We start from the raw sequence: 14,950 nt of genomic DNA on the forward strand, positions 1-14,950 counted from the left end.
CATGCTAGATGCCAACGCCCTCGCCGCTTTAAAACAATTAAAATCAGACATTCGCGAAAGTAAACAGCTCTATACCGGCGTCGTCAAAGGATCCAGCAATCGTTTCAGCTTTGTGATTCGTGACACCGACCAGGTAGAGTTTTTCCTGCCACCGCAGGAAATGGACAAGGTTTTACCGGGGGATCATATTGAGTTCGAATTGGCCAAAGGAGAAAAAGACCGGGAATTTGCAGTTGTCACCAAATTGAAACACAGCTCAATGGACCTGTTTGTGGGTCGCTACGAGGTCAAAGGCCAGGCTCATCTGGTTCAGCCAGATGATCTGATGATCAACAAAGCGTTTTTCATTCCACCGAAAGACCGGAAGGGCAATAACCAGGATTTTGTGGCATGCAAAGTTACCCGTCACCCATATCCCGACGGCAAAGCTCAGGCAAAAATTCTTAAAGTCATCGGGAACAAAGGTTCAGCTTTCATTGAACACGAATTTGTCAAAGCCAGGTTCGGACTCAGCAGTGAGTTCCCTCTGGCAATCAGTCAGCAGACCGATCAGCTTGACGCCAACCTGATCGCCAGGATCAAGGATCAAAGGGTCGATGAAACCACAACACCTTTTGTCACGATAGACAGTGCCGAGACCCGGGATATGGATGATGCCGTCTGGGCAGGCACCAATGACGACGGTTTCGAATTAAAAGTCGCGATAGCAGACCCGACCCCCTGGTTCAAAGAACACTCTGATATTGATCGTGAAGCATTCATTCGTGCCACTTCGACCTATCTGCCCGGTCAGACGATCACTATGCTACCGACAAAACTGTCACACAACCTCTGCTCTCTGGTGCCCGGTTATGACAGACTGTCCCTGGTGGCAACGATTAAACTGGATCACGAAGGCCATGTTTTGGACTATCAGTTCAGTTCCGCAGTTATTCACTCCCATGCCAAACTGGACTATCAGGAAGTGACCGATTTTCTGGAACAGGATAAAAACCTCGGCCAACCGGAAAATATCTGTCAATCACTGAAAACTCTGGCCATGGTTCATCGAAAACTGAATCAGCAGCGTACCCAGCAGGCGCTGGTCATGGATGATCGTCCGGATTATCGCTTTAATCTGGATGAAAACGGCAAATTACTGAGTATTTCGCGCGAAGACCGTATTCTGGCGCAAAGTATCATTGAAGAGTGCATGCTACTGGTCAATCGTCTGGCGGCCGACTATCTGAACCAGCATAGCGCCGGGCTGTTCATCAACCAGGAAGGTATCCGCAAGGAAAAACGCGAGGAGTTCAGGCAGCTGCTCCAGAAACACTGCGCGGATGTTACAGAGATTGATGTGGATACACTCCAGGGCTTTATTCAAATAGCCAAAACCCTGTCGTCGCAACATCCCTATATACGCGAGATATCCACTCGTTTGTATGGCCGCTCAGAAATCAGCCCCAATTGTAACGGTCACTTCGCCCAGGGTTTCAACAGTTACACCACGATTACCTCACCCATACGGAAATACCTCGATTTGTTTAATCATCGACGTATGCAGGAAATTCTGTCGGGTCAGCCCTGCAAAGCCATGCCGGTGGAGAAACTGGAATCACTCAAACAGTCTCTGCTGAACAGCCGCGGGGCCAGTCAGCAGGTCGAAGCCTGGCTGGTTTGCTCATATATGGAGAATTTTGAAGGTATCGAGTTTGACGCTGAGGTGAATTATATCAACGGCATTGGTCTGGGCGTGCGACTGACTCACAATGGCGTGGATGGCTTCGTCGATTTCCGCAATCAGAAAATCAAGTCTGAATTCAATGCAGAGTTGATGAGTCATACCGTAGGTGGTATGGAGATCAGACTGGGCCAAGCGGTACGCGTTGAGCTGGATGGCATCAATAACGAACGTAAACAGGTACAGTTTAAATGTCTTGATCTACCGGATGCATGATGGGCATGCCTTCTAAACATTGATCACACCTCCCTGGCGGGTTGCAGGAACTTCATCAGTAGCATGTTGTTTTCTCCAACTCGCCGTCATAACTGACACCATAGTCATCTGACAATCTCCAACAATTCATTCAAAAACAGCTACCAAGCCCCGCCGTTCTTTTAAATTTATAACTATCGTGCGGTAACCATTATGCCTTTGAAATCCATACCCTCCGTCTATTCACAAACAACGGGGATGATTGGTGGCAATCCTGGCAAAGTGTCATAATCCATTCGAAGCACACACATATTTTGATCGTATATATGAGAAACAAAATAATACATCTGCTGAATAAACCCCTTACGGTCAAATGGATGATGAACCTCTATCGTCCACTGCGTGCCGCGGGTATCCGTGTCAATTATATCGCCAGTGATTACCGGCAGATTGATGTCTGTCTGAAGTTGAAACTGAGCAATAAAAATATCCATGGTGTTCATTTTGGGGGAAGTCTGTTCGCCATGACTGATCCCTTTTTTGTCATGATGATCAGCTATCATCTGGGACCAGGTTACATTGTCTGGGACAAAGCAGCAGATATTCAGTTCATCAAACCAGGTAGAGGAACTGTCCGGGCTTCTTTTACGCTGAGCCCTGAACAAATAGAGGATTTATCCAGATATACCTCGGAAGGACAGAGATATCTGCCACAGTACACGGTGCATATTGTGGATGAACACAATGACGTGGTTGCCCATGTGCGAAAAACCATTTATGTCAGAAAAAAGGGTCCACAAATCAGCACTAAAGCCTTATAACTATTATGAACATCACCCCGCCAGCAAAAAAATAAATTAGTAATACACAACTGGCACATTCCCTGAGAACTTGGCAGACCAGGGACTTTTCGCCATAGCCACGACTGTGCTCTAACCGAGGAAACAGAACCATGGATAAATATCTGATCAAAAAAGCCGAAATTGAGGCCATGCCCGGCCTGGATAAAACCCACTTTCTGAACCAGGGCGCCAGACGGATCAATAAATCACTGGGTGATCTGACCGGATTGACCGGTATCGGCTTTCACATTATCGAACTGGCACCCGACAGCGAATCCACTGAATATCATGTTCACTATTTTGAGGATGAGTGTGTCTATGTACTCTCCGGTGAAGGAAAGGTCATCATTGACGATCAAGAGTATGAAATCAGCGAGGGAGATTTTATCGGCTACCGGGCAGGTGGCTTACCACACACCATGATCAACTCTGGCCAGGAGATCCTGCGCTGTATTGTGACCGGCCAGCGTCTGGCCCATGATATGGCCGACTATCCAAAACAAAACAAACGTATCTATCGTAACATCGGTCATGCTGCAGACCTGGTCGACCTGAGCCAAATAGCCCATCCTTCCGTCGGTCAAAAAACATGATCAATGGAGCAACCAATCATTGGATATTTTTCTCCGAACAGGCACAACAAGCCACAAGACATTCTGGAACCCTATCCGGTGTAACAGGCGATATATTGAATGTTCTGATTGAGATGCTGCAACATGGTTAGTCAGCAGCCACCCACCTACGGTGACAGAGATACGGCCCGGAAAGATTATCCGGGCCGGAATGAATGTTATATGGCCAACAACCAACCGGCTGTCAACACACTGAGAACCGTGGCACCGCCATAGAAGATCAATAGCATCAGACCATTGGGTCCATGAACATGAATATCATGCAGACCATGGTGGATTCTGTGCACAGTGTGATACAGCTGGAGAGCAATCACGACCAGCAGAAACAACTTGCCAATCCAGTTTTGCGCCATCGCCATAGCCCCCTGATACACTGCGTTCGGATCACTGAACACAAATGGCATCAACAGTCCTGTAATGACGATGACAGCCGGCATAAACAGCGCGATAACCATACCGCCGGCACCAAACAAAGACCACGCAATTGGTTCGTGGGAACGGGTATATTGCTTCATAGTGATCTCCTCAAAATAACATGCCGGCAAAAATGAACAGAACCACCGTACAGACGGCAAAGGCCACCCAGTGCAGTGCTTTGAGTGTTGATCCGGGCACCTGTTTATCCCCCAGACGAATCACCATCACTTTCGGCACCATGTCAAAGAAGGTATAGGCATGCAGCATCGCCGCTGCAAACGCAATCAGGTGAAACAGCACCATGACCGGGGATTTCATCGCCATCACCCAGGAAATGAAAGTCTCTTCTCCTTTGGTCAAAGCAAACACGCCAGCCATTAACAGGATGGAATAGAGGAACAACGGTATCGCGGTTGCCTCACGCAACATATAAAACCGGTAAAACGGATTTTTGACCCACCAGTTGGAAGGTTGTTTCTGGATGTAAGGTTTACGGTTCATTTTTTACCTCCTGCCAAGCCAACCAGATTCAGGCCATAGTCGATATCCGAAACCAGTTTACCCTGGTTAATGGCCGCAGCCGGATCCACACTTTTCGGGCAAACCTCAGAGCAGTAACCAACAAACGTACAGCTCCAGACACCTTCTTCCGCATTCAGAAACTCCATGCGCTCGGACTTGCCTTCATCACGGGAATCCTGGTTATAACGGAAAGCCAACGCCAGTGCTGCCGGGCCGAGAAACTCTGGGTTCCGGCCAAACTGCGGACAGGCGGCATAGCAGAGTCCACAATTGATACACTGGCTGAACTGCTTGTAACGTGCCAGTTCTGCAGGAGTCTGCAGGTATTCACCCTCGTCAGTGGACTTTTCTTTCTTACGGATGATATAGGGCTTAACGGTTTCCAGTTTCTCAACAAAGTTACCAATATCAGCCACCAGATCACGTTCAATCGGAAAATTAGCCAGCGGAGCAATATGCACTTCAGGTTCATCAAAATAGTCGCGCAAAAACGTTTTGCATCCTAACTTAGGCACACCATTGATCATGAAACCACAGCTGCCGCAGATGGCCATCCGGCAGGACCAGCGATAACTCAGGCTGGGTTCTAAGTTGTCCTTGATATAGCCCAAAGCCTCCAACACCGAGGTATCCTGAGTCGCAGGAACCTCGAAGGTCTGAAACCAAGGCTCATTGTCCTGTTCAGGTCTGTAACGGGTGACACGGATTTTCATCATCTTATTCATTATTTGTCCCCCTCTTTCTGTTCAGACGCTGCTCCATAGACACGTTCGGCCGGTTTGGACTTGGTGATCACCACATCCTGGTATTCCAGTTTGGGTGCCGCATCTTCGGACCGATAAGCCAGGGTATGTTTCAGGAACTTATCATCATCACGTTTTTCGAAACCATCAAGACGCTGATGGCTGCCGCGGGATTCTTTACGGGCTCTGGCAGAATGCGCCATCGCTTCGCCCACATCCAACAGGAAACCCAGCTCAATGGCATACAGCCATTCGGTATTGAAGGCCAGACTGCCATCCTTCATGCCGATATTTTTATAGCGATCTTTCAACTCAACCAGCTTGTCACAGGTTTTTTGAATCAGATCATCAGAGCGGTAGATGCCCACACCATCTTCCATGGTATCAGCCAGCTCTTTACGGATGTCAGCCATGCTTTCGGTGCCTTTGGCTGTGCGCAAAGCATTCCAGCGGGCAGCGTTACCCTGGATCTGTTCCTGCAAGTCGCTGATATCGACCAGGTCAGCCTGGCTGGCAAGATCTGCGGCATGATCACCGGCTACTTTACCGAACACACCCAGTTCTGCCAGTGAGTTGGAACCCAGGCGATTGGCACCATGCAAACCTACACTGGCGCACTCACCCACGGCAAATAAGCCTTTGATAGGGGTCTCAGTATTAATGTCTGTTTGAATTCCACCCATGGTGTAGTGCACAGTTGGACGTACAGGAATAGGTGCAGTCACCGGATCCACACCCACGTAGGCTTTTGACAGTTCACGAATAAACGGTAACCGTTCGTTGATTTTCTGTTCACCCAGATGAGTCAGATCAAGATTGACGGCTGTACCACGTGAGGTTTCGATGACCCGACCTTTTTTCTCTTCATGCCAGAAAGCCTGACTGAGACGGTCACGCGGTCCCAACTCCATATATTTGTTTTTTGGCTGACCAACCGGAGTTTCCGGACCCAGGTTATAATCCTGAAGATAACGATAACCGTCTTTGTTAGTCAGAATACCACCTTCACCACGGCATCCTTCTGTCATCAGAATACCTGTACCGGGAAGACCGGTCGGGTGATACTGAACAAACTCCATGTCGCGCAATGGCACCCCCTGACGATACGCCAGAGACATACCATCACCAGTGACAATGCCACCATTGGTATTAAACCGATAAACCCGTCCGGCACCACCGGTAGCAATAATGACCGCCTTGGCCTGGAAGGTGGTAAACGTGCCATTCTTGATATCGATAGCCTGCAAACCAACCGCACGGCCGTCTTTCACCAGCAGGTCAGTGCAAAAATATTCGTCGTAGCGTTTAATCTGGGGAAATTTAATCGAAGTCTGAAACAGCGTGTGAAGAATATGAAAGCCGGTTTTATCTGCAGCAAACCAGGTACGTTCTATTTTCATACCACCAAACGCACGGACATTTACCCGACCATCAGGTTTCCGGCTCCAGGGACATCCCCAGTGCTCCAAGCGTAAGTTTTCTTCTGTGGCATGACTGACAAAATAATCCACAACATCCTGATCACATAACCAGTCACCACCTGAAACCGTGTCGGCAAAGTGATAATCCAGTGAGTCATGGTCCTGCACTACGGCAGCACAACCTCCTTCTGCTGCACAGGTATGACTGCGCATGGGATAAACCTTCGACACCAGAGCAATAGTCAACGAAGGATTTTTTTCAGCAGCGGCGATTGCTGCTCGTAAACCTCCACCACCGGCTCCGACAATTACAATATCTGCTTGGATTGTTTCCATTGGAAATCTCCATGATGAGTAGAACTGACTGCATTGTGTATAAGAGGCTAAATAACAGCTTTGATATGAATCATCTTATACAAAAGTAGCATACCTCGTAAGGGTGAATGATTGATCTTTGTGGTCCATCCTCCTATCGTTTGATTAATTACTGGATTCTGCCTGTGGTTTTATGAATGCATTACTGATTTCCATTAAGGACAGTCTCCGCGACCTCACTCCTATCGTTGTCGTGGTTGTTTTTTTTCAGGTGGTGGTCCTGCATCAGCCCTTTCCCGAAGTTCTGGATATTCTTGTCGGTGCGATCATGGTCGTGCTGGGTCTGGCGCTTTTCATTCAGGGACTGGAACTGGGCCTGTTTCCTATCGGTGAATCTCTCGCTAACGCTTTTGCCTACCGGGGTTCTCTGGTGGCGTTATTGACCTTCAGTTTTGGCCTTGGCTTTGCTACCACAATTGCCGAACCAGCGCTGATTGCCGTCGCCGATGAAGCAGCGCAGGTAGCCAGTGCCGGCGGCATGATCGCCAGCGATGAAGCCGCCATGCACAGCTACGCCAATGGCTTACGCTACACCGTTGCGATCAGCGTAGGCGTTGCGCTGATCGTTGGGGTACTGCGCATATTGAAAGGCTGGCCGATTCATTATCTGATCATCGGCGGTTATCTGCTGGTAGTCATCACCACATTCTTTGCACCCAGAGAGATTATCGGTATCGCTTATGACAGTGGTGGAGTCACAACCTCCACAGTGACCGTTCCACTGGTGACAGCTCTGGGTATCGGGCTGGCATCTTCAATCAAAGGCCGTAATCCTATGATAGATGGTTTTGGCCTGATTGCATTCGCCTCGTTGACACCCATGATTTTCGTCATGCTATATGGAACGTTTTTGAGCTTATGAATCTGCTGAGCGACATGCTGACAACACTGATGGGCACTGGACGTGATTTATTACCGATAATAATTCTTATTTTTGTTTTTCAGGTTTTAATTCTCCGAAAGCGTATTGCCAATCTGCCACAGGTGGTATTTGGATTCGTTCTTGTCTTGCTGGGACTCACTCTGTTTTTGACCGGACTCGAAAAAGCCCTGTTCCCTATCGGCCGTCTGATGGCACGTCAATTAACTGACCTCAACTTCGTCAATCCAACGGGCGAGATATTTCACTGGTCACAGTACAGTTGGGTATTTGTCTTTGCATTCGCAATTGGTGCCACCACAACTATCGCCGAACCCTCACTCATTGCTGTCGCCATTAAAGCGCACGAAGTATCCGGCGGTAGCATCCATGTCTGGGGACTGCGCATTGCCGTTGCTCTGGGAGTGGCGATTGGTATCAGCCTTGGCAGTTGGCGTATCGTCACGGGTTATCCTATTTACAGGTTCATCATTGTCGGTTATATCATCGTTGTCATTCAGACCGCGTTCGCCCCCAAAGCCATTATTCCACTCGCATATGATTCCGGTGGTGTCACCACATCCACGGTAACCGTGCCACTGGTTACCGCCTTAGGCCTGGGGCTGGCAGAAACCATTCCAGGCAGAAATCCATTAATCGATGGCTTTGGATTGATTGCCTTTGCCAGCCTGTTACCCATCATGAGTGTCATGGGGTACGCCCAACTGGCTCACTGGCGAATACAGCGGCAGATGGCACAGAGAGCCAAAACGGACCATAATCTCAGCACTCAAACGGCTGAATCTTCAAACACGCAAAAGAGGGAAACCTCATGAAATTCAAGTTAATCCTCGCATTTGTTGATGATGTGAAAACTGAGGCAGTCATGAAGGCCGCCAGAGAATGTGGTGCAACCGGTGCAACGGTCATTACCAGTGCCCGCGGTGAAGGCATTAATGAGAAAAAAACATTCTTCGGTCTGGCCCTGGAGATTCATCGGGATGTGCTTTTGTTTCTGGTGGAAGAGCACTGTTGTCGACGCATTCTGGAAAGAATTGCAGAAGTGGCTGAGTTTGACGAAAAACCCGGAACCGGTATCGCCATACAACTGGATGTAGAGGATGCCATCGGTGTGGCCCATCAGATCAAAAAACTCACTCCATTTGTCGAAGAGGATTTGTGATGCAAACCTTTATTACCTGCCGTGATGTTATGAATCAGCGATATGAAATTGTCGACGGTCTGACGACTGTTGCCGATGCACTCAAAATCATGGTTGAAAAAAACTATCGCAAAGTGATCATCAACCGCCGCGATCACAGTGATGAATTTGGAATGGTGGAACTCAGTGATATCGCCCGCAAAGTCATCGGCCAGAATAAATCTCTGGAACGGGTAAATGTGTATGAAATCATGTCCAAACCGGTCATTTCAGTACGCCCGGAAATGAACATCAAATACTGCTCCCGACTGTTTGACACTTACAATTTGCGCTCAGCGCCCGTTATAGAAAATGAAGAGCTTATTGGCGTGGTCAGTTATGATGATATCGTTATGAACTGGATCAAGCTGTTATAAGGGATTGAAGTCATCGATCTGGTGGGAGAACTCAGATGCATCAGGGCGAAAAACAACTCCGCCCTGATGATGATCACCTTAGCGAATCACTACGCGGGCGTTGGTTTTCTGAATCGGACGATTGTTCGGATGCTCCAGTACACCCGCAAATTTGGCCACTTGATCAGCGGACACTTCCTGCACATCTTTCAACACTAACCAAACCACCCCTTCAGAACAAGGTGGCGTAGTCAACGAGCCGTTATAACGATAATAAGCCAGCTTTTTGGGTAGCAGTGAAGCACCATCAATGGCATGCATTTCCTCCACCTTATCACCTTTATGTTCCGGCATGTCTTTCCAAACAGCATTCAGTGCCTGGTTTTCTTTACCCACCTTGAACATAACAGCCATGACTGCGAGATTGCCGTCTTTGTCCGCATGCACAAAATGCGCTTCCAGGTCATAAGGCTGACCGTTTATGTGATTTTCACTCGGGGTATGAAAATGAAACTGTTTTAATTCATAAGAATGACCATCCACAGTCAGCGTACTGCCGGGCTGATAATTTACCTGCACGGTATGGCCATTATTGATAATCTCCTTACCTGCTGCACTGTAATTAACATCAAGCCGTGGCAATTTTCCTTTCACCAGATTGGTGATGTTGATAGGAGACTGATTTTTACCTGACTTACACATCACAAAATCTGGACTTAGATTACCCCAATATTCCGGCCCTTCGACACCTTCATAACTCCAATCAGAAGCCAGAACGCCCATTGATGCAACTCCAAAAGCTATTCCTGCAAACATACCTGCAATCGATTTTTTCACTTGCTATCTCCAAGATGATGTTAACGAAACCAATGCTATTCACCCGTGTATAGAGCAGATCTGGAAAATTCATTTCTGTATAAACGGATGACTGAGCCAATACAGCCCACCACAGCGGTTGTTAAGAGTAAGAGCTGATTCATTAATAAAACAGACATTGACTGTAAAGTAATTGTGGTCGACAGCTAAATAAAACTCAAACCCGAGGATATCTATGAAACGGCCATGCTTTTTCTAGCCGGGATTATTATCAAGTTAACAGATAAGCACGTTTTATCGACAACCATATTGAAAGCTCAACGACAGTCAAACCTGTTCGACGGGTAGCGCAGCACAGGAGAAAAGCAATCAGATCATTACCCGAACATAAACAACGCTGATCTGGCAGATCATCACGACACAACCCAATAAATATCGATCATAAATAAGATTGAATGGTATCCAGATGCTTAGATACCCAGTCCGGATTGATAGGTCCCCAATCAACGATCCGATAATAACCAGAATTATTTCTCGGACCATCCTGTACGAACTCCAGCACAATGCCAAGATCGGAGAAATCGGCCAGCGAATCCTGAATGGTGCGACGGGGCATCTGTGTCAAATGATGCAAGGACAACAGATTGTGATGTTGCCCGGCAATCATATGCGCCAGATAAAGTTTGCGAAAGAAGGCAGTCTGCTGACGGCGGGAAGTCATTGATCCGGTTTTTCCTCAAGGTTGATATCGTGTTTATGTAAGTCAACCTTGGCCTTCAGATAAGAAGCATTATGCTCATTTACATAAACCCCGGTTGGTACACATTCAACCACATCAATATTGCGAGCGATCAATTGTCGGGCTTTGTCCGGGTTGTTGCTCAACAGTCGCAACCGGGTAATATTTAAAGCCCGCAACATTTCCACCGCCGGCCCGAAATCACGCAAATCATGATCAAAACCCAGCATCTCATTGGCAGCGTAGGTATCGATCCCCTGGTCCTGCAGTCGATAAGCCTCCAGTTTATTGTACAGACCGATCCCCCGCCCTTCCTGACGGAGATAGAGTAATACTCCACCCTGTGCAGCCATCAACTCCTGCGCTTCTTTAAGCTGCTGACCACAATCGCAGCGGCGGGAACCAAAAACATCACCGGTCAGGCACTCAGAATGCAAACGGACCAACGGTGCGTCTTGCTGTTCAGGCTGACCAAAGATAATGGCGATATGTTCTTTCTGGTCGGATAAACCGTTGAAACTGATAAAGCGGGCCGGAATGGCGATATCCTGTAACGGAATAACAACTTCCGCACGTTGGCTGATGTTCATTTACTTCCCCGAAAAAAAAAAACAACTGCTGTTGACAATACTCAAACCCGTCAGAAAGAACTCTTGACCATGAATACTGTGATCTGCAGCCTCTTTATGGTAGCGGACAGATCAAAATAAAAGACGTCTCCGCAACTTTTTCCCCCAAACATAATATGTCGGATCAGGTCACAGCGGATTCTGGTATGCTGGTAGCAGTATAGCCCAATGACATCCATATGAATTTTCTCGCTCACTTGTACCTCGCCGACCCGGATCCGCAGAGCTGGATTGGCAACCTGCTACCAGACCTGTGTAAGCCCTGGCAATGGCAACATCTGTCAGCAGGATATCAGCGTGGCGCACTGCGTCACCAGCGGGTAGATCGTCTGACAGATCGACACCCCCTGTTCATTACGCTGAAAGAGACGGTCTCAACTGAACGCCGCCGGTTTGCCGGAATCATACTCGATGTTTGTCTTGATCATTATCTCGCCAGCCACTGGGAAGATCATCATCATCTGTCGCTGGAAGCGTTTGTTCTGACTCTGGAACCACACTTTCTTAATCCACCCAGACAGCTGCCGGAACCGACCAGAACTATTCTAAAGCGCATGATGCAGCAGCAATGGCTGCAGTCATATAACCATGTGGACGGCGTTGCTCAGGCATTTAACGGTCTTTCCCGACGAATGCGCTTCAGCAATTCGTTGATCGGTGCAGAACAGGAACTGATTCGCCAGCGTGATCTGTGGCTACCATCGTTTAAGACCATATTGATAGACGTAGAAACCCAACTGGCGGATTTTTAAAGCAGCGTGCTTCCAACCCAAACAAAATCCCCACCAACACAGCATAACTTTTTTAATGGGCACTTCACTGGAGCGCTCCCTTTAATGCCCGAAAATGGCTTGGCGCCACACCAACGGATTTCTTAAACCGAGTGGAAAAATTAAAGGCATCGGCGTAGCCGATCCGACTGGCAATTTCCTGGATACTCCATTCAGTCTGCAATAACAGTTGCTTGGCTTTTTCCATCCGCAACCAGGTCAACTGCTGCATCGGTCCTCTGCCAAAAGCCTGCTGACATAAGCGGTGCAAGTGCGGTACGGAGCAGTAGATTTTTTTCGCCAGAGCGTTGACCGTCCACGGATAATGCAGCTGTTCATCCAGATGGGTATAAAACAGTTCCAATTGGCGTATTCGCCTGTTCTCACGATTTTCCAACAATGCCGTATTCAAATAACTGATGATCTGATTCAGAACGTTCTGTCGTGCCACCGCAGCGCCTTCAATCTCATGATGAAGAATACTGAACAGATGATAGATGGGCACTGACTGAAAACATGGCCTGACTTCCTGTTCAGCATTATCGAACAGCGACCATTCCGGCATCGGGTTGAGCAGCATCCAACCCATATCCCAGGAGTCAGAGGAAATCTCAAAGCGATAAGGTTGTCGGGCACGCAATACTGTCAGCGTATTCGGGCCGATGGTCTGGCGGTCATCGACAGTCGTCAAAATACCTTCACCCCGCACGGTAAACAGCAGCGTATGAATGTCCGGATCCTTCCGACTGACCACATACGGTGGTTTCAAACGTGAAATACCGGCGATCTTGATTTCCTGGCTCTTCAGTTCCGGAATATCCTGCTGAGTCAAAAACGATTCCCGACACTCCGGCCCAAGCGTTAAGATTTCTTCAAAATCCACGATGCACACTCCTGTGACCGTCTGCTTCAGCATGTGTTCAGAAAACCACGGTCATTTTATTGTAATGATAGTTTTGCAAAGGTTGTTGATATTTTAAAACATATTCTTATAGAAAAATCCCGGTAATATACGCAGCATAATAGCTCTTTCAGAAAGCTACTTCTGGCTTCCAGAGCATATTAACCCTTCATCATAATAAAAACTCATTTTCATATAGTGGATATTTGTGACCATGTTCCGATAAAAGGTCACGGATTATATTTTTCAGTGTGAGGAATACACATGTTTATTGTTGCACAGTGGCGAGCCTATAAAGGTTTCTTTAGCCAGTTGGTACAACTTGCGCTGCCAGTGGCCATTCAGACCATGTTGGTATCGCTGTTGGGTATGATTGATATTTTCATGGTCGGCACGATCGGCAACGAAGCCGTTGCGGCCGTCGGCCTGGGTGGCAAAATTCATTTTGTGACGGTTGTCATCATGGCCAGTATGGCCACTGGTTCGAGCGTGCTGATTGCTCAGTACTGGGGTACCAAAAATGTTCAGCGGGCCAAGTCCGTCGTTGCCCTGGCGCTGATGACCGGTATCGTATTGTTGACCGTTTTGACAGCACTGTTGCTGGTCTTCGCCAATGATATCTTCCGCTTCTCCAATGATGACCCGGTCGTTGCCCGTCTGGGGGTCGATTATATTCTCTGGAGTGCACCGCTGCTGCTACTGACCCATGCCATCATTATTTATGAGGGTGCCTTAAGATCACTGAATCAGACCGTACTGCCTTTGATTATGGCAGCCATCGCCATCGGCATTAACGTGTTACTGAACTATGCTCTGATCGACGGTCACTTCGGGCTACCCGCCATGGGGGTTTCCGGTGCTGCATTGGCGACAGATATCGCCCGTACCGTACAGGTCATACTGATTCTTGGTTATTTGAAATTCAGCAAACACCCGCTGCATCTGCAATTGGCGGATTATGTAAAGTCTTTCGATCCATTGTTGATCAGGAAGTACTGGCGCCTGACCTGGCCATTGATCGTGAATTTCAGTCTATGGGCTATCGGCTCATTTGGATATCACTGGATTGCAGGCCGCATGGGTACGACACCTCTGGCAGTTATCAGTCTGATTTCTCCAATCGAAGGCCTGTACCATTCCATTTTCATGGGCATGAGCGCCGCTTGCTCCATCATGATCGGACAAAGTCTTGGACGCAGTGATTTTGACACAGCCACCAAGCTGGCGAAGTTTTTTGTGGTAGTCAACCCGATCCTGTCCTTCATGCTGGGCGTGGTTCTGATACTGGCCAGAGGTGGCATCTTCGCTGGTTTTGGCCATCTGGATGAAGCGACCCTGGCGCTGGCTGATCACGTATTCATCATCATGGGACTGCTGTTCTGGGTGAAAGTTATGAACATGACTCTGATCAACGGTATTCTGCGTGCTGGTGGAGATAACCGTTTCTGTCTGTTCAACGACATGCTGAGCATGTGGGTACTGGGTCTGCCGATTACGGCAATAGCGGCCCTGGTATTCGGAGCACGCTACGAAATCGTTTATGCGCTCATCATGGTTGAAGAGGTGAACAAGGCCATCTTCAGTTTCTGGCGCTATCGTCAGGGCCACTGGAAACGTAACCTGACCCTGGAAAATGAAGGTTCTGTGGCAGAAGTGCCTGCCATTGCCTGATGTCATGCCTGCGAGCCGGTAACAACACCGGCTCGTAATTCTCTACTCTCCCGCCTGTTCGACCAACACGACGTTTCAAGAACCATTTCACGACTGCAGTTATTCAACCACCTGTAACCATAAAAAGTAGTCTAAGCT

Annotated in this window: 17 protein-coding genes; 9 read left to right on the forward strand and 8 right to left on the reverse strand. The window is 48.1% G+C overall.

From position 1 onward, the window contains the following. Position 1 precedes the first annotated feature (1 nt). The 3 genes from YC6258_RS19010 (at position 2) to YC6258_RS19020 (ending at position 3,353) form a co-directional block, all read left to right on the forward strand. Entirely contained in the window at positions 2 to 1,939 is a 1,938-nt protein-coding gene (locus YC6258_RS19010; RefSeq protein ID WP_044618323.1) for a VacB/RNase II family 3'-5' exoribonuclease, read from the forward strand. 305 nt (positions 1,940 to 2,244) lie between these two features. Then, on the forward strand, positions 2,245 to 2,739 hold the full coding sequence (locus YC6258_RS19015) for a DUF4442 domain-containing protein (RefSeq protein ID WP_044618324.1): 495 nt from the start codon (positions 2,245 to 2,247) through the stop codon (positions 2,737 to 2,739). Between the two features lie 131 nt (positions 2,740 to 2,870). Then, on the forward strand, positions 2,871 to 3,353 hold the full coding sequence (locus YC6258_RS19020; RefSeq protein WP_044618325.1) for a cupin domain-containing protein: 483 nt from the start codon (positions 2,871 to 2,873) through the stop codon (positions 3,351 to 3,353). Between the two features lie 197 nt (positions 3,354 to 3,550). Here YC6258_RS19020 and frdD read toward each other — a convergent pair whose 3' ends face one another. Genes frdD through frdA form a run of 4 tightly spaced genes read right to left on the reverse strand, consistent with a single transcriptional unit; the run spans position 3,551 to position 6,831 of the window. After that, positions 3,551 to 3,907, reverse strand: a complete 357-nt coding sequence (gene frdD, locus YC6258_RS19025) for a fumarate reductase subunit FrdD (protein ID WP_044618326.1) — start codon at positions 3,905 to 3,907, stop codon at positions 3,551 to 3,553. Between the two features lie 10 nt (positions 3,908 to 3,917). Beyond that, entirely contained in the window at positions 3,918 to 4,310 is a 393-nt protein-coding gene (locus tag YC6258_RS19030; protein WP_044618327.1) for a fumarate reductase subunit C, read from the reverse strand. Further along, positions 4,307 to 5,056 carry a succinate dehydrogenase/fumarate reductase iron-sulfur subunit gene (locus tag YC6258_RS19035; RefSeq protein WP_044618328.1) on the reverse strand — a complete coding sequence of 250 codons (750 nt, stop codon included), beginning with the start codon at positions 5,054 to 5,056 and terminating at the stop codon, positions 4,307 to 4,309. Before YC6258_RS19035 ends, YC6258_RS19030 begins: the two co-directional genes overlap by 4 nt. Beyond that, positions 5,056 to 6,831 carry a fumarate reductase (quinol) flavoprotein subunit gene (frdA, locus tag YC6258_RS19040; RefSeq protein WP_044618329.1) on the reverse strand — a complete coding sequence of 592 codons (1,776 nt, stop codon included), beginning with the start codon at positions 6,829 to 6,831 and terminating at the stop codon, positions 5,056 to 5,058. The genes YC6258_RS19035 and frdA overlap by 1 nt, the downstream gene beginning before the upstream one ends. Positions 6,832 to 7,003: 172 nt before the next feature. Here frdA and YC6258_RS19045 point away from each other — a divergent pair, with 172 nt between their 5' ends. From YC6258_RS19045 to YC6258_RS19060, 4 genes are read left to right on the forward strand one after another with little or no spacing between them, the layout of a single operon-like run. Next, positions 7,004 to 7,732 (forward strand): DUF1538 domain-containing protein, encoded by a 729-nt coding sequence (locus YC6258_RS19045; protein WP_044618330.1) that lies wholly within the window; start codon positions 7,004 to 7,006, stop codon positions 7,730 to 7,732. Continuing rightward, positions 7,729 to 8,565, forward strand: coding sequence for a DUF1538 domain-containing protein (locus YC6258_RS19050; RefSeq protein WP_082070809.1), 837 nt, complete (start codon positions 7,729 to 7,731; stop codon positions 8,563 to 8,565). Before YC6258_RS19045 ends, YC6258_RS19050 begins: the two co-directional genes overlap by 4 nt. Beyond that, on the forward strand, positions 8,562 to 8,912 hold the full coding sequence (locus YC6258_RS19055) for a P-II family nitrogen regulator (RefSeq protein ID WP_044618331.1): 351 nt from the start codon (positions 8,562 to 8,564) through the stop codon (positions 8,910 to 8,912). Before YC6258_RS19050 ends, YC6258_RS19055 begins: the two co-directional genes overlap by 4 nt. Then, on the forward strand, positions 8,912 to 9,307 hold the full coding sequence (locus YC6258_RS19060) for a CBS domain-containing protein (protein ID WP_044618332.1): 396 nt from the start codon (positions 8,912 to 8,914) through the stop codon (positions 9,305 to 9,307). Before YC6258_RS19055 ends, YC6258_RS19060 begins: the two co-directional genes overlap by 1 nt. Before the next feature lie 78 nt (positions 9,308 to 9,385). Here the strand turns inward: YC6258_RS19060 and YC6258_RS19065 are convergent, their stop codons facing one another. The 3 genes from YC6258_RS19065 to YC6258_RS19075 form a co-directional block, all read right to left on the reverse strand. Continuing rightward, positions 9,386 to 10,123: a carbonic anhydrase gene (locus YC6258_RS19065; RefSeq protein WP_082070811.1), complete on the reverse strand. Its 738-nt coding sequence runs from the start codon at positions 10,121 to 10,123 to the stop codon at positions 9,386 to 9,388. A 418-nt stretch (positions 10,124 to 10,541) separates the two neighbouring features. Further along, complete coding sequence (locus tag YC6258_RS19070; protein ID WP_044618333.1) at positions 10,542 to 10,823, reverse strand: helix-turn-helix domain-containing protein; 282 nt, start codon at positions 10,821 to 10,823, stop codon at positions 10,542 to 10,544. Further along, positions 10,820 to 11,431, reverse strand: a complete 612-nt coding sequence (locus tag YC6258_RS19075; RefSeq protein ID WP_044618334.1) for a GTP cyclohydrolase II — start codon at positions 11,429 to 11,431, stop codon at positions 10,820 to 10,822. Before YC6258_RS19075 ends, YC6258_RS19070 begins: the two co-directional genes overlap by 4 nt. Before the next feature lie 218 nt (positions 11,432 to 11,649). Between YC6258_RS19075 and YC6258_RS27555 the strand changes: the two genes are divergently transcribed. Then, positions 11,650 to 12,222 carry an acyl carrier protein phosphodiesterase gene (locus YC6258_RS27555; RefSeq protein ID WP_052830414.1) on the forward strand — a complete coding sequence of 191 codons (573 nt, stop codon included), beginning with the start codon at positions 11,650 to 11,652 and terminating at the stop codon, positions 12,220 to 12,222. Positions 12,223 to 12,286: 64 nt separating this feature from the next. Here YC6258_RS27555 and YC6258_RS19085 read toward each other — a convergent pair whose 3' ends face one another. After that, positions 12,287 to 13,123 (reverse strand): AraC family transcriptional regulator, encoded by an 837-nt coding sequence (locus YC6258_RS19085; RefSeq protein ID WP_169748996.1) that lies wholly within the window; start codon positions 13,121 to 13,123, stop codon positions 12,287 to 12,289. 282 nt (positions 13,124 to 13,405) lie between these two features. Between YC6258_RS19085 and YC6258_RS19090 the strand changes: the two genes are divergently transcribed. Continuing rightward, positions 13,406 to 14,812, forward strand: a complete 1,407-nt coding sequence (locus tag YC6258_RS19090; protein ID WP_044618336.1) for an MATE family efflux transporter — start codon at positions 13,406 to 13,408, stop codon at positions 14,810 to 14,812. The last annotated feature ends 138 nt before the right edge of the window (positions 14,813 to 14,950 follow it).

This window comes from Gynuella sunshinyii YC6258 (genome assembly GCF_000940805.1).
Lineage (GTDB): Bacteria > Pseudomonadota > Gammaproteobacteria > Pseudomonadales > Natronospirillaceae > Gynuella > Gynuella sunshinyii.